We start from the raw sequence: 19,158 nt of genomic DNA on the forward strand, positions 1-19,158 counted from the left end.
GGATGCCCACCCAGGGATTCGCGTCGTGACCGGTGTACCGGTAGATCTGACCCGAGGAGTTCACCCCCCACACATGGGTCCGCGACCCCACCGAGATCCGGGTCAGGCCGCCGGAGACGTTGACCCAGTTGGTCGAGCCCTGGTCCCCGGTGTAACGGTAGATACCCCCTGCGGAGTTGACGTGCCACACCGTGCCGTCGGCGCCGACGCCGATGTCCACCGCGCTGCCCGGGATGCCCACCCAGGGATTCGCGTCGTGACCGGTGTACCGGTAGATCTGACCCGAGGAGTTCACCCCCCACACATGGGTCCGCGACCCCACCGAGATCGTCGTCAGACCGCCGGAGATGTTCTTCCAATCAGCCACGCTTGCCTCTTTCCTCGTCGCGTCCTGCCCCTGGTACATGCGACGCGACCAGGACACCCAAACGTGCGCATATGTCGATTGACCGTTCAAAACATCCAGAAATCGATGTTTGGCACAGGCCTGCCCTCCCGGCACATGACGCCGCGGCAGGAGGCGCCTCTCACGGAAGGCCAAAACCGCCGTAACCCACACGAGGGGGCGTCCCCACGGAGGAAGCCGGCCGGGCGATCAGGTCGGCGGCCATGAGCCGATGGCGTCGGTTCCCGGGATGAACGGCGGGGATGTCCCGGTCAGCCGTTGCCGCGGCTGAGCGACTGCCCTGCCGCAGGGTGGTGCTCGGGGGCTTTGCGCCAGCGGGCTTCGCAGAAGGAGTAGAGGCCGAACATCAGGAGGCCCAGCGCCGCGGCGATCAGCAACCAGGGTCCGGCGGGCGTGTCCGCGAACGATCGCAGTGTCTCGTCCAGCCCCTTGGCCTGACCGGGGTCGAAGCGCACCGCGGCCAGGAGGGCGAACACCCCGATCGCCGCCGCGACGACCCCGCACGCAACGCCTCCGATGACGCCCACGACGGCGACGACGCGCCGCGTCCTGTCGTCCATCCGGTCCGTCCGGAGGTTCTTCTCGAACTTCCGCATCACACTGCGCACCACGATCACCACGCCCGCGACGGCCAGCACGACGCCGAACACCCCGACGAGTACGCGGCCGAAGGGCCACTCCATCACCCGCGCCGTGTAGTCCTTCGACGTCTCGTCACTGGCGCGCGTCCCGGCCGCTCCGCCGACCAGCGCGGTCTGCGCCACGCTGATGCAGATCACGATGTAGAAGACGGCCACCCCCAACGAGCCCAGGCGCCGGGTCCACTTGTCACCGCCTGCCGTCGACTGGCCGAACGCGGCCTCGGACAGTCGCCACAGCGCCATCGCCGCCAGCCCCACCACCAGCGCCCACAGCAGCACCCGTCCGTACGGCTGCTCGCCGATGGTCCGCACCGCACCGGACCTGTCGGCCTCCTTGCCGCCGCTGTCTCCGGCGAGACCGATCCGCACCGCCAGGAGACCGACCAGAACGTAGATCACTCCCCGGGCGCAGAGCCCGACCCTGGAGGCGACCTCCATGGCCCGGCTGTCGGCCACACGCTGCCCCTGGGTCTTGGCCCGGCCGCCACTGTCGTCGGTCGCCATACCCGACACCTCCCGACGCGAGCTACCGAGGTCGCACGGCGTGACAGCGACCGCGTACGGCGATCCGCGACCCGCACGACTCGCGAGGACCCGTGGCCGGGACACAGCCGCACGGCGGAGGCGTCCGTTCACAGCCGCTCCTCCCACCATGTCACCGGGCGGCGCAGTCGACCAGCGCAGGCGGTTACTGCTCGGTATCCGCGATCTTGGTTGTCAGCGGTCGGCGAGGGCCGGGGTGGACAGCGGCTGGGGAGCATGGGAACAGGACGTGTCAGCCGGGATCGTGGGAATGCGCATCCGGCGCAGGAGATCACGAGTGGTGCGCCTGCTCAGCGTGCTGCGCCACGCAACGCCCGGGTGCCGGGAACGCAGGTGCGATAGCGCCCGGGTGTCAAGCCCCGTGCTGCAGAAGCGCTCGTCGAGCGTGATGGCGCTGATCACGCCGTGCGCGCAGTCGGCGCAGATCCGGTACTGGACCTGCCCCACCACCTGGCGGCCGTGGACGAGGAGCAGGCATTCCTCGCCCGGGCCGGAGTGGTCCGGGATGTGCGTGGACAGGAAGTCGATGGCCCGGTAGGCGAGGAGCCGACGGTGCAGCCGGCCGACGAGGCGGCCTCGGCGTGAGTGCCTGGCACCGGCTCGGCCGGAGGGCGGTGTCTGGGCCGTGGGGGCTGGGCCGAACAGTGTGCTCGTGGGACGCGCATGTTGTCCGTGCATGAGCGTCGTGTGCCCCGAACATCGAGCGGTACCCACCCCACATGGAGGTCGCTCGACGGTTGCGAGACGGTGCGCGGGGGCGATACCCATCCGGACGGCCGGCATCAATAGGGTGAGCCCCATGCCTGCCATGTTGAGTTCAACGAAGACTGCCGCCGCACTACGAAGAACAGCGAGGATCTCCGCCGAGTCGCTGCTGGTCCTGTTGATGGCGGCAGTGGCCCTGTGGATCCTGGGCCGCATGTGGTCGGTCGTCTGGCCGCTCATAGTGGCCTTGTTCCTCACCACCATGACCTGGCCCCTCACCCGTTTCCTGCGCAACCGCGGGTGGGCACCCGCCCTGGCCGCGGCCGTGGTCACCGTCCTCTTCCTCCTGGTGGTCGCGGGCATCGTCGCACTGATCGCGGTGCCGGTCGCCTCCCAGTCGGGAGAGCTCGCCGACGGGGTGGTCGAGGGCATCCAGAAGGTCCGCGAGTGGGCCGCCGGACCGCCGCTGAACATCGGGGACGACCAGATCTCCGGCGCCTTCGATGCCGCGGTCGCCCGCATCCAGGACAGTGTCGGCAGCATGGTCACCACCGTCGTCTCGGGCGTGAGCACCGTCTTCAACGGTCTCGTCACGGCCGTCCTGGCGCTTTTCCTGATGTTCTTCTTCCTCAAGGACGGCCCGCGTTTCCTGCCGTGGCTCACCCGCCAGCTGCCCGGCCGCCTCGCCACCGACATCCCCGTCGTGACCGCCCGCGGCTGGGACACCCTGGGCGCGTTCGTACGCTCGCAGGCGTTCGTCGGCCTGCTCGACGCCGTGTTCATCGGCCTGGGCCTGTGGTTCCTCGACGTCCCCCTCGTACTCCCGCTGGCAGTGCTGACGTTCGTCTCCGCCTTCGTGCCCATCGTGGGAGCCCTCTTCGCCGGCCTTGTCGCGGTCCTCATCGCCCTGGTGTCGAACGGACTGACCGACGCGCTGCTCGTGCTCGCGATCATCGTCGTGGTGCAGCAGCTCGAGGGCAACGTGTTCCAGCCCATGATCCAGAGCCGCGGCCTCGGCCTGCACGCGGCGGTCGTCCTGCTGGCCGTGACTCTGGGCGGCAGCCTGGCCGGCATCGTGGGCAGCCTCCTCGCGGTACCCGCGGCCGCGCTGATCGCGGTGATCTGGAACTACGTACGGGAGCAACTCGCCGTCCCCCGGGAGGAACCGGACACCGACGAGCCGCCCACCTCCGAGAACGCACCGGCGTAGCACCCGGCGGTAGGGGGCGGCAGACCGAGCAGCACCACGTTCGTCGAGGTGAGGACGTCGTCGTTGCCGATGTCCGGACCGTCGCCGATCACCGGCGACGACCCCGAGGGCCCGCGGGAGTCCTTGCCCGCGCCTGCAAGGGCCGCGACGCCAACCGGAGCCTGCCTCGCCCGCCCCCGCCCTCAGCCCGCGTGCGGCGCGTCCACCTGCGGCAGCCGCCCCCGGCACGTACGGGTCCGTGACATCCGAGGGGGATGCCAGAGGGCGTGGATCTCCGGTGCCGGTTCACGATCCTCGCGAGGAAGACGTTTGTACGGCTGGAATCGGTGCAGACGCTGACCTAACACAGCCTTTACACGACGAAGCGGAGACACACCATGGGCATCATCGCGTGGATCATCATCGGCCTCCTCGCCGGCGCCATCGCCAAGGCCCTGATGCCGGGCAAGGACCCGGGCGGCATCATCGTCACCATGCTCATCGGCATCGTCGGCGGTCTGCTGGGCGGCTGGCTCGGCAAGGTGATCTTCGGTGTCGACTCGATCGACGGCTTCTTCGACCTCTCCACCTGGATAGCCGCGATCATCGGCTCTGTCATCCTCCTCGCCCTGTACCGCCTCTTCACCGGCAACCGACACTCGCACCGCCACGCGTGATCCACTGACGGCGTACGCCCTCGACATACCCGAACGGCTCCCCTCCCCTTTCGTGGGACGGGAGCCGTCGGCGTGCGGAGACCGGGGACCCGGCCCGCCCGAAGCCCGAGGCACCGCCGCCGCAACGCGCCGCCGCCCCCGCAGCGCGCCCCTCCGCAGTACGCCGTCGCCGCGCGCCGACGAGCGGCGCCGGGGAACCGGAGGTGATCGCCGGCCGCCGCGTACGCCTCCACCCGACCTGATCCACACGAAAGGCCCTGGCCGACACCCCCGCCCCGGCCATGACGCACCTGAGTCTTCCTCGGGTCGTCGGCCCGGGACGCCGCCCGCCCCCGACATCATGCGGGTACCGGACGCCCCCTCACGTCGGACCCGTCCCGTACGGTTGGGGCGGTGCGGTGGCGGGCCAGGTTCTTGGTCAGGAGGCGAGTGGACTCGGCCACCCCGATCTCGGCGCCTCCTTCAGGGGCCGGCAGTCGTCCGTCGGCGAGCCGGAGTTCGGCCAGGGCGGTGTCCATCGCCCGGTGCGCGGCGAACAGGCACGGGGTGCTGTAGATCGCGACGTCGACCCCGAGGCCGTCCAGTTCGCCGAGCGAGAGACGCGGGGACTTGCCGCCGGCGATCTGGTTGAAGAGCAGCGGCTTGCCGTCGACCACCTCCCGGATCCGCTCGATCCACTCGATGCTGCGGACGCCGTCGACGAGGACGACATCGGCATCCGTGGCGGCCAGGGCCCGCGCCCGGGCCAGGATGTCCGCCTCTTCGGTCGCGTCGGTGCGGGCGACGACGACCAGGTCCTTCCGGGTGCTGAGCACCATGTCGAGCTTTTCCAGGTACTGGTCCAGCGGCAGGACCTGCTTCCCGTCGGCGTGCCCGCACCGGCGCGGGCGCTTCTGGTCCTCGAGGATGACGCCCGAGGCGCCGATCCGTTCCAGGCCGTCCACGACATGACAGGCGACTTCGGCATCGACGTAGCCGTCGTCGATGTCGACCAGGAGGTGGTGGTGGGGGAAGGCGCCGCGCAGCCGCTGCACGAAGGCCATCATGTCGGGCCAGGCGATGAACCCGATGTCGGGCAGCCCGTAGTAGGAGGCGGCGAATCCGAACCCGGACACGAACAGTCCGTTGTAATGTCCGGCCGCCACGGACGCCGAGTACATGTCGTACACGCCGATCAGGGGCGTGGTGCCCGGCTGGGCGATGTCGTCGCGCAGGGTGTTCCCGTAACTCATGGTCAGTTGCTCCGAGAGTGTGTCGCACATGGGGGAGGGGAGGGCGCTGCGCCTCGGCAGCGCTCCACCGAAAAGGATCATCTCGTGACCGTCTTGTGGCGAATGGTTCCTGCAGCGCTTCGAACGCCGGCGCGTCGGCCCGTTCGCCTCACCCCGGAACAGCCTTTCGGGTCGATCTGCGTTCTCCTGGCGGCCTTTCGGAGGCCACCGGGAGTCGAGTGAGGGGGCTGCGGAAGAATTCCGCTCGGTTGTCTCGACTCGTAAGACTCGCCGTGCGAATCGGTGGTGACTTCCGCCACAGCTCCGTGAGTTGAACCGTATACGAACCGCCCTCGTCTCCCGCACGGCACTTCCGGATGGGAAATTGCCGACCGCATGGTTTCAGCCCTCTCGGAGGGAGAGCTGCGGCGGCTCCCAGGGCCTTCGTGTCGCGGATGGCGGGGGAGGGAGGGGAAGCCTTTCCGGCCATCGCGTACGACGCCACGGCTCGTCCGTGGGGACGCCTCGGAGAGAACGAGAGGACTCATCGCGTACACAACAGGGCGCCCAGAAGTGGACGTATGGCGCAATCCGCCGGGTTGTGGGGGCGCCGGCTCCCGGCCTATGTTCCGGGTTGCAACAAACGCGACGCCGTGCCGGACGCCCGGCCAGGAGGAGAACGACCATGAACGACGCCCTGCGGCAGCAGAGTTGGAAGATCCGGACGGAATTGCCCGTCGAGTACGAGATAGTCGAAAGCCACGGCCTGCTCGACCCCGGCAACCCCGAACTCCTGACCATTCCCGGCGGAGGCCGGGTGGGGGGCACCCGCCTCGTCATCCTCGACCATTCCGTCGACGCGTTATACGGCGAGAAAATTCGGGACTACTTCTCGGAGAACGAGGTCGCGGTCGAATACCTGACGCTTCCCGGCTCGGAGGAGAACAAGTCCATCGAGCGGGTCCTGGAAGTGGTCAACAAGCTCAACGAGGTCGGCACCAACCGCCTCAGTTCTCCGCCCATCGTCATCGGCGGCGGCGTCGTGGCGGACGTGGTCGGGCTCGCCGCCAGTCTCTACCGGCGCGGCATCCCCTTCGTGCGCGTGCCCACCACCCTGCTCGGTCAGGTCGACGTCAGCGTCGCCGCCAAGTCCGGCATCAACTACGGCGGATACCGCAACCGCCTCGGCGCCTACACCCCGCCCCCCAGGACGCTGATCGACCGCCGCTTCCTCGCCACCGTCCCGGACCGGCAACTGCGCAACGGCATGGGCGAGATCTTCAAGATGGCCCTGATCAAGGACCTGCGGCTCTTCGAGCTCCTGGAGGAGTACGGCGCCGAGCTCATCGAGACGCGCTTCCAGGACCCCGAGCCCGGGAGCACCGGTCTGCCGGGCGCGGTGGCCGACGAGGTCATCGGCCGGGCGATCGCGGGAATGGCCGAGGAACTGCAGCCGAACCTGTGGGAGAAGGACCTCCAGCGATCCGTGGACTACGGGCACTCGTTCTCCCCCCTGGTGGAGATGCGCGCCCTCCCCGAGCTGCTCCACGGCGAGGCCGTCGCCATGGACTGCGTCTTCTCCGCCCTCATCGCCGCCGACCGCGGTCTGATCGACGCCGCCGAGCTGGAGCGCATCGTGGCGGTGGCACGGCGCCTGGGGCTCGAACCGTCCCACCCGCTCTTCTGCGACGTGGCACTCGTCCTCGAGGGTCTCGCGGACACCGTGCTGCACCGCGACGGTCGGCAGAACCTGCCGATGCTCACCGGCATCGGTCAGGTCTGCTTCCTCAACGACGTCACCGAGAACGAGATCGAGCGTGCCTGCCGGGGGATGGGCCGCCTGCTCCCCCTCGACGCCGCCCACGCCGAGCGGCCCGTCGGCGCGGACCGGTGAGCGCAAACGCCGACGCCCCGGCCGCCCCGGACTCCCTGTCGGGGAAGGTCGTCGTCGTCACCGGCGGGAGCACGGGCATCGGCCGGGCGTCCGCCGTCGCGTTCGCCGAAGCCGGCATGCGGGTCGTCCTCGCCGCCCGCAGCGAGGACCTCGGCGCCGAGGCCACGCACGAGATCCGGTCACGTGGCGGTGAGGCGCACTTCGTCCGCTGCGACGTGACCCTCCCGGACGAGGTCCACGACCTGTTCGCCCGGGTGATCGAGCGTCATGGCCGGGTGGACTGCGCCTTCAACAACGCCGGGGTGCCGGGTGACGGACGCCTGGCCGAGCTGACGCCCGAGACCTTCGACCGCGCCTTCGCCGTGAACGCCCGGGGCCTGTGGCTCTGCATGCGGGAGGAACTGCGGCTCATGTCCGCCCAGGGAGGCGGCGGCAGCATCGTCAACAACACGTCGGTCCACGGCGTCCGCACCGTCTTCCCCGGCATCGGCGCCTACGTGGCCTCCAAGCACGCGGCGGTGGCTCTGACCCGCATGGCGGCCATGGAGCACGCACGCGAGGGAATCCGCGTCAACGCCGTCGCCCCCGGCCCCGTCGAGTCCGCCATGCTGGCCGCCTCGGAGGCTGCCGTCGGCGGCGCGACCACCTGGCGCGGACTGATCCCGTCCGGTGAGATCGGCACCGCGCGCCAGGTCGCCGACGTCGCGCTGTGGTTGTTCTCCGGCTCCTCCTCGTACGTCAACGGGCAGGTCATCGGCGTCGACGGCGGATTCCTGGCGACCTGATCCGTCCACCTCCCCCTCCCCGTCCAGGGAAGCGAAGGACACATCCATGCATGACCTCAGCACCTACGACTTCATCGTGGTCGGCGCCGGCGCGGCCGGCAGCGTCGTCGCCGCACGGCTCAGCGAGGACCCCGCCCGCAGCGTCCTGCTCCTGGAAGCCGGGCCTCCGGACACCGACCCGCGCATCGCCCGGCCCGCCTCATGGCCCTCGCTACTCGGCGGCGAACTGGACTGGGCCTACCGGACCGTGCCGCAGACCGCCCTCCACGACAGGCGGCTCGCCTGGCCGCGCGGCCGGGTCGTGGGCGGATCCGGGGCGATCAACGCCATGGTGCACATCCGCGGCGCCGCCTCCGACTTCGACGCCTGGCAGCGCTGGGGAGGCGAGACCTGGGACGCGCGGCACTTCCTGCCGTACCTGGAACGGCTGGAAGGCCCCGCCCACGCTGCGCCGTACGGCACGCTCCCCGTCGCGGAGAACACCGACCCGCACCCCTTCGCCGCCGCGTTCGTCACCGCCGCGCAGAAGTACGGACTGCCCGGCAACCCCGACTTCAACGCCGGCCGCCAGGAAGGGGTGGGCCTCTACCGCACCACCCGCACCGCCGACGCCCCCGGCGCTCCGGCCCGCCGCGGCAACACCGCCCGCACGCACCTCGAACCGGTTCTGGACCGCCCCAACCTCACCCTGGTCACCGACACCACCGTCCTCGGCCTCGTCACCGACGGCGGACGCGTCACCGGGGTCCGGGTCCGGCGCGGTGGCACGACGACCTCCGTGGCCTGCACGACGGAGGTCGTGGTGTGCGCAGGTGCGGTGGCCGCCCCACAGCTGCTGCTCCTCAGCGGCGTGGGCCCCGCCGAGGACCTGCGGGCCCTGGGCATCCCGGTGGCGGTCGACCTGCCCGGCGTCGGAGCGAACCTGCACGACCACGTACAGGTGTCGCTCGCCTACGACACCGTCGAGGGCCGCCCCGTCGCCGACCTCTCCAACCTCGGCGAGGCTGGCGGCTTCGTCCGCCTCGACGGCACGCCGGGCGAACCCGAGATACAGCTGTCCTTCGCACCGATGAAGGACCTCAACAACGCGGCCCGGCTCGGACACGGCTTCACCATCGGCCCCGGCGTCACGCGCCCCCTCAGCCGCGGCCGCCTCACCCTCGCCTCGGCGGATCCCGACGCCCACCCGCTGATCGACCCCGCCTATCTGACGGACCCCGCCGACCTGGACGTCCTGGTGGAAGGCGTACGCATCGCCCGCGACATCGCCGCCACGGATCCGCTCTCCGGCCTGACCAGCGGGCGTGCCCCGCTGGGAGCGAACGCCACCCGCGCGGAGGTGGAGGCGTTCGTACGCGCCAACGCCCAGACCCAGTTCCATCCGGTCGGGACCTGCCGGATCGGCGCCGACGGGGACCCGGACGCGGTCGTCGACCCCAGGCTCAGGGTGCGGGGCACGACGGGACTGCGCGTGGCCGACGCCTCCGTCATCCCGAGCATGATCACCGGAAACATCCACGCCTCCGTGGCCGCGGTCGCAGAGCGGGCGGCCCGGTTCATCCAGGAGGACCACGGATGACCGGGACCGGCCGGGCCCGACGCGGCACCAGAGCACGGATGGTGCCCGGAGCGCCCACGGCGCCCGGACCACACAGGGCACCCGGACCACACATGACGACACCCGGACCACACAGGGCACCCGGGCCCCACACGGCACGCGGACCCACACGGAACCAGACCACACACGACCACCGAACGCGCATGGACTCGCATGACAACGGCACTCGCATGACAGGGGATCACCCATGACGACGCACGACGAGCACGACCACCCCCTGCGCTGGGGCGTCCTCGGAGCCACCTCCTACATCGCCACCCACCTGATGCCGGTGGTCGCCTCGACGCCCGGCTGCGCACTGACCGCCGTCGCCAGCCGCCCCGAGCGGCACGCCGCCGCGGCGGAACTGGGCCGTACCTACGGCGCCACGGCCCACGCCGACTACCAGGCGCTCGTCGAGGACCCCGCGGTCGACGCCGTCTACATCCCGCTGCCCAACACCGATCACGTCGACTGGACCCTGCGCGCCCTCGCCGCCGGAAAGCACGTCCTGGTCGAGAAGCCCATGGCGATGGACGAGGAGGGGTGCGCCCGGATCGAGAAGGCGGCCGAAGCGGCGTCCCGGACCGTCATGGAGGCGTTCATGTACCGCTTCCACCCCCAGCAGCGGCGTGCCGCCGAGATCCTCCGCTCCGGTGAGATCGGCGAACTGCGTCTCGTACGCGCCTCCTTCGCGTTCCGCATCGAGAGCGGCAGCGGCAACATCCGGCTCGACCCCGCCCTCGGCGGTGGAGCGACCTGGGACGTCGGCTGCTACGCCGTCGACGTCCCCCTGCTCTTCTTCGGCGAGGCGCCGCACCAGGTGAGCGCCAGGTTCAGCAGCCGTCCCGGTCTCACCGTGGACACCAGCGCGGTCGCGACCATGGACTTCGGGCAGGGGCGCTCGGCCGTCGTCGACTACAGCATCGACTACGGACCTCGTGCGGCGTACGAACTCCAGGGGACGCACGGCACCCTCACGGTGCGCAACGCCTGGGCCATGGAGGGGGAGGACGGGGTCATCACGGTTCTCTCCGGGGACGGCGTCCGCGAGGAGACCGTCCCGTCGGCCAACCACTACCAGCGCCAGGTCGCAGCCTTCGCGCAAGCCGTACGGGACGGGTCACCCGCCCCGATGTCGCTCGCCGAATCGCGGCGTACCGCCCGAGTGAGCAGCGCGTTCGTGGCGTCCGCAGCCGCCGGCGGCGCCGCCGTGGTCACCTCGGGAGAGGTTACGGAGACGCGGTGACCCGGACCGGATCCCCCGCGACCACCCGGACCCTGACGGTCTGCGTCGCCTCCGTCGGCGGGCTGCTCTTCGGCTACGGCACCGGTGTCATCGCGGGTGCCCTGCCGCTCGTGACCGGCGCCTACGGCCTCTCCTCCTGGTCGCAGGGCGCCGCCGTCTCGGCCGCTCTGCTGGGCGCGGCGCTGACGGCTCCGAGCAGCGGCAGGCTCGCGGACCGTTTCGGCCGTCTCCCGGTGATCGGTGCCGCGGCGGCGGTGTACGCGCTGGGCACCCTCGCATCCGCGGCCGCCGTCGGGGCCGGGTCGCTCCTCGCCGGACGCTTCCTCGTCGGCCTGTCCCTGGGCGCCACCTCCTTCGCCGTACCCCTGTACATCTCGGAGATCGCACCGCCGGCCCGCCGGGGCGCACTGGTCACCCTCAACCAGCTCATGATCACCATCGGTCTGCTGCTGTCCTACGTCGTCGCCTACGTCCTCGAACCGGCCGGCGCCTGGCGCTGGATGCTCGGCATCGGCATCGCCCCCGCCCTGCTCCTCCTCGCCGGGATGCTCCTCGTCCCCGAGTCGCCGGACTGGCTGCGCAGCCGCGGCCATCCGGTGCGGGCGGCACGAGCGGCGGCCCGGCTCGGTCTCGGGGCGGCCGACGGTCCCGCCCCGACGGTCCCGCCGCGGCGCGCCGGACTGCGACGAGCCTGCCGTCTCGCCGGCGGCCGATGGGTGGGGCTGGGTCTCGCCATCGCGATCCTGGTCCATCTGACCGGCCTGAACACGGCCATCTACTACGCCCCGACGATCCTCGCCGCCGGCGGCCTCACCTCGGCCGGAGGGATCGTCGGATCGATCCTCGTCGGCGTGTGCAACGTCCTGGCCACGGTGATCACCGTGCTGTTCCTCGACCGCTGGGGCCGACGCCCGCTGATGATCGGGGGACTCGTCGTCATGGCGCTCGCCGCCGTGGCCGTCACCGCCGCCGAGCTCTCCGGTCGCACGGGAGCAGCGACCGCCCTGTTGCTGTGCCTCTTCATCACCGCCGGAGCCGTGGGCCCGGCGGCGGTCTTCTGGGTGTACATCGCGGAGATCTATCCCGCCGAGGCCCGTGGCGCCTTGATGAGCCTGGCGACGGCGGCGCACTGGGCGGCGGACTTCGTGGTGGCCACGACGTTCCTCCCGCTGGTGCGGCACCTGTCCCTGGCCGGTACGTTCACGCTGTACGCGGCCATCACCGCGGCGTCGGCGCTGGCCCTGGCCCGGTACATGCCCGAGACACGCGGTAAGCCCCTGGTGACGGCCCCGCGACCGACGCCCGCCTGTGTCGCGGAGTGACCGAGGAGCGTAGGCGCACCGGCCGGGGGCCTCCCCTTCCCGCTCACTCCGGCGCGGCCGGGGTCTCCAGCGACGCATCCGAACGCGCGGGAAGGGACCGCCGAAGGCACCGGCCCCTGCTCCGCCCGGGAGGAGGCGGCCGAGGGCACGGGTCCCCCGGCCCGCGTGCGGGAAGGTGACGGCCAGGCACCGGACCCCTGCCCGCACAGCCCTCCTCCGTGCCAGTACGACCCGTCCACCCCCAACCCGAGAAGGCACACATGCACCCCCAGCTCGCCCCCCGCCACGCCAGTTGCCTGCTCTTCGACTGGGACGGCACTCTGGTCGACAGCCAGTACGCCAACTACCGGGCCATGGCCGCCGTCCTCTCCACCGAGGGCGTCGACCTCGAACAGGAGTGGTTCGACGCGCGCACGGGACTCTCGTCGGCCGAGATGATCCGTACGCTGGTCGGCGAGCGCTCCCTCCGGCTCTCCCGCTCCGTGGAGGACCTCGTCGCCGACCGCGACCGGATGTTCCTCGAAGAGGCCCACACCGTGCGGCCGCACCCGGAGCTGCTCCAGGTCGTCGAGGCCATGCACGGCCGGGTTCCCATGGCGGTGGCGTCCGGCGGAGCGCGTCACGTCATCGAGGCGACCCTGCGCCACCAGCCGTTCAGCGACCGGTTCGACGCCCTGGTGACCCGCGACGACGTGGACCGCGGAAAGCCCGCCCCCGACATCTTCCTGCGCGCGGCCGAGGTGCTCGGGGCTCACCCCTCGCGCTGCACCGTCTACGAGGACAGCGACGAGGGCATCGAGGCGGCACACGCGGCGGGCATGCCCGTCATCGACGTACGCCCCTACACCAGCGCCGGTTTCCGGCACGGCACGTGACGACATCGCCCCGCCCCGCTGAGGGAGGCGGCGGCCCCGTCGACCTCCTTCCCGGACGCGCTGTCCCCGCCCGTCCCCCCGCCGTCTCCGGCGGCCGCGGCGCCGGGCCCAGCTGTCCACACGTACTGCCGGCGGCCGCGGACCAGCCGATCGACGGCGCGGCCGGCAGCGCAGGCATGACCGTCGCGCGCTTCCGTCGCCACTTCCACGAGGCGAGGGGCGGCAGCCCCTCCACCTACGGGCGCCAGTTCCGACCGGCGGGTGAGGCGCTGACGTGCCCCCCGGCCGACCCCCTGACGCCGGCGGATGCGAGCCCACGACACGTCGGCCCGTGGCGGAATGCCGCGTACCGTGAGGCGGTTGCTTGGATGAGCGAGCGCTCAACATGTGCTGTCGTCGAGAGGAAGACCGTGGCAGAGCCATTCTCGGTACCCGTCGTCGTACGCGGATACGAGACCGACACACAGGGGCACCTGAACCAGGCGGTCTACCTCCAGTACGCGGAGCACGCCCGCTGGTCGCTCCTGCAGGAGAGCGGGATCCGGCAGGCGGATCTGCTGGAGCAGGGCGTGGGGCCGGTCGCCCTGGAGGTGACGGTCCGCTACCGACGGGAGTTGCGGGCCGGTGACGAGGTCGAGGTGACGTGCGCCTTCGTCTGGGGCGAGGGCAAGACCTTCCGTATCGAGCAGACCATCCGGAAGACGGACGGAACCGTGGCCGCCGAGGTGACGGGCGTCGGCGGTCTGCTCGACCTGACGGCGCGCAAGCTGGTGCCCGACCCGCGCGCCGTCTTCCGTACGCTGGCAGCCTCCCCCGAGGTCTTCGGCCTCTGACGGCCCGGACGGCGGGCGAGGCCGACCGGGGCGGGTGAGAGGGGCGAATTCGCCGTTGCCATGGCGGCCGGACTCGGAGAGGGTCCGTAAATGGACTTCTTCTGCTACCACCGCGACCGCGCCGATTCCATGACCCTGCGCGAGGAACTGATCGAAGAGCACTGGTCCTTCATGGACCAGTACACGAAGGAGATGATCGCCCGGGGTCCGACCTTCGCCGAGGGTGGCGGGACGCCCAGCGGCAGTGTGCACATCGTCGACCTGCCGAGCCCCGCCGCGGCGCGCTCGTTCGCCTTCGACGAGCCCAACTACCAGGCCGGGGTGTACCGCGACGTGCTGGTGCGCCGGTGGCACAACACGCTGGGGCGCACCATGGGGGACTTTCCCGGTGGTCCGACCGGCGGCAACCGGTACCTGGTGCTCGGCCTCGGTTCGGGCGAGGCCGCGGACCTCGCCGTGCCTGCCTGCAAGGACGAGCTGATCGCGTACGGCCCGTTGCTCTCCGACGACACCACCGCCTGGCTGGGTACGGTGGCGCTGGTCCGGGCGCCGGACGCCGCCGCGGCACGTGCCGTACTCACTCCGGATCGGTACGCGGACATCGAGGTCCACGAGTGGGAGTTCGGCGGCCGACGCTGAGGGGCTGACGGGCTACGGGTAGGTGTACCGCGCCAGAACCGACACGGCCCCAGTCCGCGACGCCCGCCGACGTGACGGGGGGCCGGAGCCGACAGTGGGGAGGTTCCATCGATTCGTCGTTGCATGGCCTCACCCTGTCCGCCCGGCGGCTCGCCTCCCAGAGCGCGGGTACTCAGCTGCGTCCCGAGTACGCGAGTACCTGCATTACGCGCGTACGCGAAGTACCCGCCCGGACCCGTCCGCCCGCCAAAATTCGACCGACGGGTGCCGCCTCGGGGAAGTAGCATCCGCGAATGCGCAACATCCAGGAGCTGGTCCCGGAGGCGGGTCAGGCGGACGCCGTCGGCCTGCGCGGGGTCGACGCCGCGGAACTGGCCCGGTACGCGGCCGACCCGGCGCACCCGTGGTGGCGGCGCAGACCGTGCGTGCACGCGCTGGCCGGACGGGTGCCGGAGGGGCACGTCGCCGACCTGATCGCCCGCGTCCGCGACTCGGGCGACGTCGGCGAGGTGCGCATCGCCCTGCTCGACGTCCTCGCGGGCCGGGAGGAACTCCTGCCGTGGCTGCGGCACGAGGACCGACGGCAGGAGGAGTCGTACGGCCTGCCCGAGGCGATCCTCAAGGCCCGTGGCCTTCTGGGCGACCGCTCGGCCGTAGCGGAGTTGGCGGCGCTGGCGGCCTCGCCGTGGCCACGTCAGCAGGCGCTCGGCGAGGCGGGGTTGGACGCGCTGGTCTCGCGCTACGGGGCCGAGGCGGTTCTTGCCGACGTCGGTGACGAACGGCCGGAGGACCGTGCCTTCCGTATCCGGACGCGCCACCGCTCGGGGGTGGACGTGACCGACGGACTGGCGGACGCCGATCGTGGCGTCGCGTATCTCGCCCAGTCGCTCGTCTCGGACGCGGATCGCCTCCGCCGCTACCTCGCTGAGGCGCCGACGACGGAGGCGAAGCTCTGGACCGCCTTCGCGCTGCACCGCCTCACCGGGGACGCGGCCGAGACGCGAACGATCTACGACGGGCTGGGGCGCCCCCGGGTCGAGGTGGTCGGCCTGGACGAGGAAGTCCGCAGCGCGATCGTGCACGCGTACGCGGGCGGCTGCCAGCGGGACAGTGACCCCCGGTGGCGCGTCGAAGCCCTCTGCACCGACCCGCCCTTCCTGCCCGATGAGGACGAGCGGCTCCGAAGGGCGACCGCCGCGCTGACCGCTGCGGGTCTCGCGCCGAGAGCACCGATCTCCTGCGGTGAGTTCCACCAGCAGGGCGGGGGGACCTACCACGTGATCGCATGCGGCGCGGGCGAGGTGTTCGTCAGCACGCTCGGCATGTTCGCCTCCGCTGCCGAGCCCGAAGGCGGAACCGAAGGCCCGACCGCGGCCCGTGAGGCCCTCGCCGCGGCCGGCTTCCGCTGGATCGACACCACGACGGGCGCGATCCGCGTCACCGATCTGTGCGTCTACCACTTCGGCGGTCGCAGGCCTCTGGACGTCGACACCCTGCTGTTCTACTGGCAGGACTGAGCGACGGTTCACACCGCGAGTACGGGCGGGGATCGCGCCTGGGGGCGGAACCTCACCACCGCGATGCCCCGGTACGACTTCACGGAGCCGTACCGGTCACACGACGGTTTTCCGGTGGTCCCGGTGGTCCCGGTGGTCGCAGGGCAGGCGGGTGGTCCGAGGTGAGACCGCGCTGAGACCGAGGTGGGCCGGCCCGCCTGCCCTGCGGCCGGAGATCAGGGCTTGTTGGCAAGGGCCCCGAGGTACTGGTTCACCTGCTCCAGTCGCGCGTCCATGCTGCCGGTCCTCTCGGACACGGCCCGCAGCTCGTCGCAGACCGCGAGCAGCGCGAGCGCCACCGCCCTCGTGCCGGGGTCGGACACCTCCTCCAGGGCCGACCGGGCCGCATCGGCCGCCGAGACGGGTCGGGGTTCCTGTGCCATGACTGCGCCTCCTGCCCGGCCGCCCATCGGCCGTTCCTGTACGTCTGCCCCGAACACCCCGCACGTACGGCGGCGGACAAGGTCTTCGTCGGCGGTGTGCCTCGGCAAGGGCACCGCCGCCCACCGGCTGGCCCGCCACCCGGAAACCCCGGGGCTTCCGCCCCCGCACGATGGCCGGGCCGGCTGACCGGGGGAGTAGGGGGTTTACGGGTGGCACTTGGGAGCAGGAGGGGGTTGAGACCCATCCGGTACGTCACGAGGAGGTCCCGATGTCGGGCACGGAGAAGAGCAAGGCTCAGGCGGAGCAGATCAAGGGCAAGGCCAAGGAGAACGTCGGCCGTGTCGTCGACAACGAGCGCATGACCGCCGAAGGCCGCGCCGACCAGGCCAAGGGCAACGCCCGTGAGGCCAAGGAAGACGTCAAGGACACCTTCCGGAACTAGGCACGCGCAGCGGCACTTCGCGCAGGACCGGGCCCCCGATCTGTCCCCCAGGTCGGGGGCCCGGCCGTGTCCGCGGGGTGAATCCTCAGGCGCCCGCCTCCGGCGCGACCGCAGCAGGTCGCTGACACCGCGCACGCCCCGCCCGAGACGATGACCTGCCCGGCGAGGGTGCGGGAGCAGGCCGGCGCCGCCACGATCGCAGCTGCGCGCAGCGCCTGACAGCACATCAGAAAAGCCTCTGCGCAACACAGTTACCTGCCCAAGGTCTTGACGTGTCAGCGTCGCGATGACTTCATGGGAGCGCTCCCACCCCTCGGGAGCACCCCTCGACGACTGGAGGCCCCCGTGAATACGCGAGCAGCGCCCATGTCCCGTGCCGTCCTCGCCCTCGTGACCGGGATCGCGACTCTGCTCGCGTACGTCCTCCTCGGGGGCGTCCACGCGGAGGCCCGGGCCGCCGACGCCATGGCGTCGGGACTTCACGTCAGCGACGGACGGCTGCTGGAGGCGAACGGCAACGACTTCGTGATGCGGGGCGTCAACCACGCCCACACCTGGTATCCGGGCGAGACCCAGGCGCTCGCCGACATCAAGGCCCTCGGCGCCAACACTGTCCGGGTCGTGCTCTCCAACGGCCACCGCTGGGCCGCGAACAGCCCCGCCGACGTCCGAGCGGTCGTCGCCGACTGCAAGGCCAACCGGCTGATCTGTGTCCTTGAGGTCCACGACACCACCGGGTACGGCGAGGAGGCGGCCGCCGGCACCCTCGACCAGGCGGCCGACTACTGGATCGGTCTGAAGAGTGTCCTCGCGGGCCAGGAGGACCACATCATCGTCAACATCGGCAACGAGCCGTGGGGCAACGCCGACCCGGCAGGCTGGACCGCGCCCACCATCGCCGCCGTGAAGAAGCTGCGCGCCGCCGGACTCGCGCACACGATCATGGTGGACGCACCCAACTGGGGTCAGGACTGGCAGGGCGTCATGAAGGCCGAAGCGCGGGCCGTGTACGCCGCCGACACCACCGGGAACCTGGTCTTCTCCATCCACATGTACAGCGTCTTCGACACCGCGCAGGAGATCAGGGACTACCTGGGGGCGTTCACCGCCGCCCGGCTCCCGATTCTCATCGGGGAGTTCGGAGGACCCGCCGACCAGTGGGGCGACCCCGACGAGGACACCATGATGGCCGCGGCCGAGGAACTCCGCGTCGGTTACCTCGCGTGGTCATGGAGCGGAAACACCGATCCCGTCCTCGACCTCGCCGTCGACTTCGACCCGAGCCGGCTCAGCGGCTGGGGTGAGCGGATCTTCCACGGCGCGAACGGCATCGCCCAGACCTCGCGAGAGGCCACCGTCTTCGGCGGCGGCGCCCCGGACACCCAGGCCCCGACCGTCCCGGGCGTACCTTCGGCCACCGCCGTCACCGCCGACTCCGCCACCCTGACCTGGGGCGCGGCCACCGACGACACCGGAGTCACGGGCTACGACGTCGTCCGGGTCAGTGGCGCCACCGAGACGCCGGTCGCGGCCACCGCGACACCCGGGGTCACGGTGACGGGCCTCGCCGCCGACACCACGTACACCTTCGCCGTGTACGCCCGCGACGCGGCGGGAAACCGTTCCGCCCGCTCGGCCTCCGTCGATGTCACCACCGACGACGGCACCCCCGTCCCCGGCGTGAGCTGCGCCGTCGGCTACCGCGCGGTCGGCGAATGGCCGGGAGGCTTCCAGGGCGAGATCACCCTGCGCAACACCGGCACCACCCCCATCCAGGGTTGGAGGCTCGGCTTCTCCTTCGCCGCCGGGCAGACCGTCGCCCACGCCTGGGGCGGCACCGCCACCCAGACCGGCAGCGCGGTCGCGGTGACGCCCGCGTCCTACACCGCCACCATCGCCCCGTCCGGCGCGGTCACCGTCGGCTTCATCGGGACCAAGGGCGCGACGAACCCGGCCCCGGCCGCCTTCACCCTCGACGGCGCACCCTGCACCACGTCCTGACCCCCCGGGGCGCGGACACACCGCCCGCCGCCCGGGCCGTTCCTCGGCCGGGGCGGCGGGCGAGCGGATCTCCACCCCCGCGACGACCAGGACTGCCCCCACCAGCTCTACGACACCCGCCGGACCAGACCCAGGAAGACGCCGCTTCGAGGGATGCGGGGTTCGCCGGGGTGGAGCCGCAGGCCGCGCCGGCCGAAGGTAGGTGGGCC

The 19,158-nt window shown here is 71.4% G+C and carries 18 protein-coding genes; 13 read left to right on the forward strand and 5 right to left on the reverse strand.

Annotated elements, in window-relative coordinates; all coding sequences use genetic code 11:
• From ACFWV2_RS16055 to ACFWV2_RS16065, 3 genes are all read right to left on the reverse strand, one after another.
• The coding region (locus ACFWV2_RS16055; RefSeq protein ID WP_384405642.1) for a tectonin domain-containing protein at window positions 1–367 on the reverse strand (367 nt) is incomplete at its 3' end.
• Window positions 368–657: 290 nt separating this feature from the next.
• Window positions 658–1,551, reverse strand: coding sequence for a DUF1206 domain-containing protein (locus ACFWV2_RS16060; protein ID WP_384405643.1), 894 nt, complete (start codon window positions 1,549–1,551; stop codon window positions 658–660).
• Between the two features lie 213 nt (window positions 1,552–1,764).
• Complete coding sequence (locus ACFWV2_RS16065) at window positions 1,765–2,268, reverse strand: hypothetical protein (RefSeq protein WP_384405644.1); 504 nt, start codon at window positions 2,266–2,268, stop codon at window positions 1,765–1,767.
• 121 nt (window positions 2,269–2,389) lie between these two features.
• On the opposite strand from ACFWV2_RS16065, the gene ACFWV2_RS16070 reads away from it, so the two are divergent.
• Together ACFWV2_RS16070 and ACFWV2_RS16075 are read left to right on the forward strand one after the other, a co-directional pair.
• Window positions 2,390–3,505 (forward strand): AI-2E family transporter, encoded by a 1,116-nt coding sequence (locus ACFWV2_RS16070; RefSeq protein ID WP_384405645.1) that lies wholly within the window; start codon window positions 2,390–2,392, stop codon window positions 3,503–3,505.
• A 377-nt stretch (window positions 3,506–3,882) separates the two neighbouring features.
• Entirely contained in the window at window positions 3,883–4,161 is a 279-nt protein-coding gene (locus ACFWV2_RS16075) for a GlsB/YeaQ/YmgE family stress response membrane protein (RefSeq protein WP_221743200.1), read from the forward strand.
• A gap of 338 nt (window positions 4,162–4,499) precedes the next feature.
• Here ACFWV2_RS16075 and ACFWV2_RS16080 read toward each other — a convergent pair whose 3' ends face one another.
• Window positions 4,500–5,393 (reverse strand): oxaloacetate decarboxylase, encoded by an 894-nt coding sequence (locus tag ACFWV2_RS16080; protein ID WP_384405646.1) that lies wholly within the window; start codon window positions 5,391–5,393, stop codon window positions 4,500–4,502.
• Between the two features lie 664 nt (window positions 5,394–6,057).
• On the opposite strand from ACFWV2_RS16080, the gene ACFWV2_RS16085 reads away from it, so the two are divergent.
• The 9 genes from ACFWV2_RS16085 to ACFWV2_RS16125 all read left to right on the forward strand — a co-directional run bounded on the left by ACFWV2_RS16085 (window position 6,058) and on the right by ACFWV2_RS16125 (window position 16,083).
• Entirely contained in the window at window positions 6,058–7,266 is a 1,209-nt protein-coding gene (locus ACFWV2_RS16085; protein WP_384405647.1) for a sedoheptulose 7-phosphate cyclase, read from the forward strand.
• Window positions 7,263–8,051 carry an SDR family NAD(P)-dependent oxidoreductase gene (locus tag ACFWV2_RS16090; RefSeq protein WP_384405648.1) on the forward strand — a complete coding sequence of 263 codons (789 nt, stop codon included), beginning with the start codon at window positions 7,263–7,265 and terminating at the stop codon, window positions 8,049–8,051. Before ACFWV2_RS16085 ends, ACFWV2_RS16090 begins: the two co-directional genes overlap by 4 nt.
• A gap of 46 nt (window positions 8,052–8,097) precedes the next feature.
• The gene (locus ACFWV2_RS16095) at window positions 8,098–9,630 is read left to right on the forward strand and encodes a GMC family oxidoreductase (protein ID WP_384405649.1); all 1,533 of its coding nucleotides are present in this window, start codon (window positions 8,098–8,100) and stop codon (window positions 9,628–9,630) included.
• 226 nt (window positions 9,631–9,856) lie between these two features.
• On the forward strand, window positions 9,857–10,897 hold the full coding sequence (locus tag ACFWV2_RS16100; protein WP_384405650.1) for a Gfo/Idh/MocA family protein: 1,041 nt from the start codon (window positions 9,857–9,859) through the stop codon (window positions 10,895–10,897).
• Window positions 10,894–12,219, forward strand: a complete 1,326-nt coding sequence (locus ACFWV2_RS16105; protein ID WP_384405651.1) for an MFS transporter — start codon at window positions 10,894–10,896, stop codon at window positions 12,217–12,219. Before ACFWV2_RS16100 ends, ACFWV2_RS16105 begins: the two co-directional genes overlap by 4 nt.
• 260 nt (window positions 12,220–12,479) lie before the next feature.
• The gene (locus ACFWV2_RS16110; RefSeq protein ID WP_384405652.1) at window positions 12,480–13,094 is read left to right on the forward strand and encodes an HAD family hydrolase; all 615 of its coding nucleotides are present in this window, start codon (window positions 12,480–12,482) and stop codon (window positions 13,092–13,094) included.
• Window positions 13,095–13,504: 410 nt separating this feature from the next.
• Entirely contained in the window at window positions 13,505–13,927 is a 423-nt protein-coding gene (locus ACFWV2_RS16115; RefSeq protein WP_384405653.1) for an acyl-CoA thioesterase, read from the forward strand.
• 90 nt (window positions 13,928–14,017) lie between these two features.
• Window positions 14,018–14,566, forward strand: a complete 549-nt coding sequence (locus tag ACFWV2_RS16120; protein ID WP_384405654.1) for a YciI family protein — start codon at window positions 14,018–14,020, stop codon at window positions 14,564–14,566.
• A 293-nt stretch (window positions 14,567–14,859) separates the two neighbouring features.
• Entirely contained in the window at window positions 14,860–16,083 is a 1,224-nt protein-coding gene (locus tag ACFWV2_RS16125; RefSeq protein ID WP_384405655.1) for a hypothetical protein, read from the forward strand.
• A gap of 215 nt (window positions 16,084–16,298) precedes the next feature.
• Here the strand turns inward: ACFWV2_RS16125 and ACFWV2_RS16130 are convergent, their stop codons facing one another.
• Complete coding sequence (locus ACFWV2_RS16130; RefSeq protein ID WP_384405656.1) at window positions 16,299–16,505, reverse strand: hypothetical protein; 207 nt, start codon at window positions 16,503–16,505, stop codon at window positions 16,299–16,301.
• Window positions 16,506–16,774: 269 nt separating this feature from the next.
• Between ACFWV2_RS16130 and ACFWV2_RS16135 the strand changes: the two genes are divergently transcribed.
• The gene (locus tag ACFWV2_RS16135; RefSeq protein ID WP_384405657.1) at window positions 16,775–16,948 is read left to right on the forward strand and encodes a CsbD family protein; all 174 of its coding nucleotides are present in this window, start codon (window positions 16,775–16,777) and stop codon (window positions 16,946–16,948) included.
• Between the two features lie 366 nt (window positions 16,949–17,314).
• A complete protein-coding gene (locus tag ACFWV2_RS16140) occupies window positions 17,315–18,949 on the forward strand; it encodes a cellulase family glycosylhydrolase (protein WP_384405774.1) in 1,635 nt (544 codons plus the stop codon).
• Window positions 18,950–19,158 lie beyond the last annotated feature (209 nt).

Source organism: Streptomyces sp. NPDC058671, assembly GCF_042716475.1.
Classification (GTDB): Bacteria; Actinomycetota; Actinomycetes; order Streptomycetales; family Streptomycetaceae; genus Streptomyces.

Bases quoted from the DNA above. Each gene is read 5' to 3' on its own strand.
- ACFWV2_RS16060 (WP_384405643.1), bottom strand. From the start codon at position 1,551: ATGGCGACCGACGACAGTGGCGGCCGGGCCAAGACCCAGGGGCAGCGT.
- ACFWV2_RS16065 (WP_384405644.1), bottom strand. From the start codon at position 2,268: ATGCACGGACAACATGCGCGTCCCACGAGCACACTGTTCGGCCCAGCC.
- ACFWV2_RS16070 (WP_384405645.1), top strand. From the start codon at position 2,390: ATGCCTGCCATGTTGAGTTCAACGAAGACTGCCGCCGCACTACGAAGA.
- ACFWV2_RS16075 (WP_221743200.1), top strand. From the start codon at position 3,883: ATGGGCATCATCGCGTGGATCATCATCGGCCTCCTCGCCGGCGCCATC.
- ACFWV2_RS16080 (WP_384405646.1), bottom strand. From the start codon at position 5,393: ATGAGTTACGGGAACACCCTGCGCGACGACATCGCCCAGCCGGGCACC.
- ACFWV2_RS16085 (WP_384405647.1), top strand. From the start codon at position 6,058: ATGAACGACGCCCTGCGGCAGCAGAGTTGGAAGATCCGGACGGAATTG.
- ACFWV2_RS16095 (WP_384405649.1), top strand. From the start codon at position 8,098: ATGCATGACCTCAGCACCTACGACTTCATCGTGGTCGGCGCCGGCGCG.
- ACFWV2_RS16100 (WP_384405650.1), top strand. From the start codon at position 9,857: ATGACGACGCACGACGAGCACGACCACCCCCTGCGCTGGGGCGTCCTC.
- ACFWV2_RS16110 (WP_384405652.1), top strand. From the start codon at position 12,480: ATGCACCCCCAGCTCGCCCCCCGCCACGCCAGTTGCCTGCTCTTCGAC.
- ACFWV2_RS16120 (WP_384405654.1), top strand. From the start codon at position 14,018: ATGGACTTCTTCTGCTACCACCGCGACCGCGCCGATTCCATGACCCTG.
- ACFWV2_RS16125 (WP_384405655.1), top strand. From the start codon at position 14,860: ATGCGCAACATCCAGGAGCTGGTCCCGGAGGCGGGTCAGGCGGACGCC.
- ACFWV2_RS16130 (WP_384405656.1), bottom strand. From the start codon at position 16,505: ATGGCACAGGAACCCCGACCCGTCTCGGCGGCCGATGCGGCCCGGTCG.
- ACFWV2_RS16135 (WP_384405657.1), top strand. From the start codon at position 16,775: ATGTCGGGCACGGAGAAGAGCAAGGCTCAGGCGGAGCAGATCAAGGGC.
- ACFWV2_RS16140 (WP_384405774.1), top strand. From the start codon at position 17,315: ATGTCCCGTGCCGTCCTCGCCCTCGTGACCGGGATCGCGACTCTGCTC.